This is a genomic window from Sphingopyxis sp. (genome assembly GCF_036402335.1).
GTDB lineage: Bacteria > Pseudomonadota > Alphaproteobacteria > Sphingomonadales > Sphingomonadaceae > Sphingopyxis.
In genome coordinates, this window is record NZ_DASWTD010000320.1 from 1 (window position 1) to 1,632 (window position 1,632).

At 65.6% G+C, this 1,632-nt stretch carries 3 protein-coding genes; 2 read left to right on the forward strand and 1 reads right to left on the reverse strand.

The window, feature by feature from the left end; translation table 11 throughout:
* Positions 1–596: 2,3-bisphosphoglycerate-dependent phosphoglycerate mutase (locus VGD20_RS09925; RefSeq protein WP_331134284.1), on the forward strand; the 596-nt coding region annotated here is incomplete at its 5' end.
* Between the two features lie 9 nt (positions 597–605).
* Here the strand turns inward: VGD20_RS09925 and VGD20_RS09930 are convergent.
* The gene (locus VGD20_RS09930) at positions 606–1,100 is read right to left on the reverse strand and encodes a GGDEF domain-containing protein (protein ID WP_331134285.1); all 495 of its coding nucleotides are present in this window, start codon (positions 1,098–1,100) and stop codon (positions 606–608) included.
* Positions 1,101–1,385: 285 nt separating this feature from the next.
* On the opposite strand from VGD20_RS09930, the gene VGD20_RS09935 reads away from it, so the two are divergent.
* A partial coding sequence (locus tag VGD20_RS09935; RefSeq protein WP_331134286.1) for an AIR carboxylase family protein occupies positions 1,386–1,632 on the forward strand: 247 nt, incomplete at its 3' end.

Consider the following 1,632-nt stretch of genomic DNA (forward strand, 5'->3'; position numbering starts at 1 on the left):
AGGGCGCGGAGGAAGCGCGCGCGGCGGGCCGGCTGATGAAGGAGAAGGAGCTCGATTTCGATCAGTGCTTCACCTCGGTGCAGACGCGCGCGATCAAGACGCTGCATCTGGCGCTCGAGGAAATGGGGCGGCTCTGGCTCCCCGTCGAGAAGGACTGGCGGCTGAACGAGCGCCATTATGGCGGACTGACGGGGCTGGACAAGGCCGAGACCGCGGCGAGACACGGCGCCGAGCAGGTGCATATCTGGCGCCGCAGCTTCGACGTGCCGCCGCCGCCGCTGGAGACGGGCAGCGCCTGGGACCTGTCGGGCGACCGCCGCTATGCGGGGATAGCGGTACCCAACACCGAAAGCCTCAAGGACACCATCGCGCGCGTGCTTCCCTATTGGGAGACGCGGATCGCGCCGGAGCTCAAGGCGGGCAAGCGCGTGCTGATCTCGGCGCACGGCAATTCGTTGCGCGCGCTGGTCAAGCATCTGTCCAACATTCCCGACGACGAGATCACCGGGCTTGAGATTCCGACGGGGCAGCCGATCGTCTACGAGCTCGACGATACGCTGGCGGCGATCGACCGCTATTACCTGTCGGAGCGCTGACGGGCGCGGTCAGCCGCGCTTGGTGCCATACATTTTGGCATCAGCGCGGGCCAGCGCGCTTTCGGTCGTGTCGTCCGCGCGAAGCGCGGTCGAGCCGATCGAGACGGTGAGCGGCAAGGTCTTGCCCTTCAGCTCCAGCGGGTTCTTCTCGATGAGCTGTTCGAGCGAACGCGCCTTGCGCTCGGCGTCGTTCTCGTCGAGCTGATCGAGCAGAAGGCCGAACTCGTCGCCGCCGATGCGCGCAACGACGTCGGTGACGCGGATATGGCGCCGCAGCAGCGCCGCCACGTGAATGAGCGCGGCGTCGCCCGCGCCGTGCCCGTGCCGGTCGTTGATCGTCTTCAACCCGTCGAGATCGACGAACATCGCGACCGCCGGCGTGTCGTGGCGCGCGACGTGCGCAAGCACGCGGCTCAGCGCGCGCACGAAATAGCGGCGATTGGGAAGCGGGGTCAGCGTGTCGCTGTCCGCCAGCCGTTCCAGTTCCTCAACGCGCGCACGCATATCCGCAAGCGTTGTTCGTAAAACCTCATTCTCGTCGCGTAATGTGCCGACATCCTCGTGCGTTCCCCGCGCACTCGAATTCAGCGAAGACGCCTCCGCCATATCCCCAGTTCCTCCGGATTTCCCCCATTGCGACCCGGTTGTCTCCAGCAGCCTTATTATTGCGTGGCGTAAATTAAAAGAAAATTAAGGTGAAACGTGCGGTTCGGGCGCATCCGATTGCACGTTTTGCCGCTCTCCACTAAGGCGCTGTGCTTCGCGGATTTGAGCAAGGCGAACGAGGATATGGGCGAGGCGTCTCCGATTGTCGGCATCATCATGGGCAGCCGCTCCGACTGGGAGACGATGCGCCATGCCGCCGAGACGCTGACCTCGCTCGGCGTCGCGCACGAAACCCGGGTGGTCTCGGCGCACCGGACGCCCGACCGGCTTTACGATTATGCGAAGACCGCGGCGGGGCGCGGGCTGAAGGCGATCATCGCGGGCGCGGGCGGCGCGGCGCATCTTCCGGGAATGACTGCGGCGATGACGC

Bases quoted from the DNA above. Each gene is read 5' to 3' on its own strand.
- VGD20_RS09930 (WP_331134285.1), bottom strand. From the start codon at position 1,100: ATGCGTGCGCGCGTTGAGGAACTGGAACGGCTGGCGGACAGCGACACG.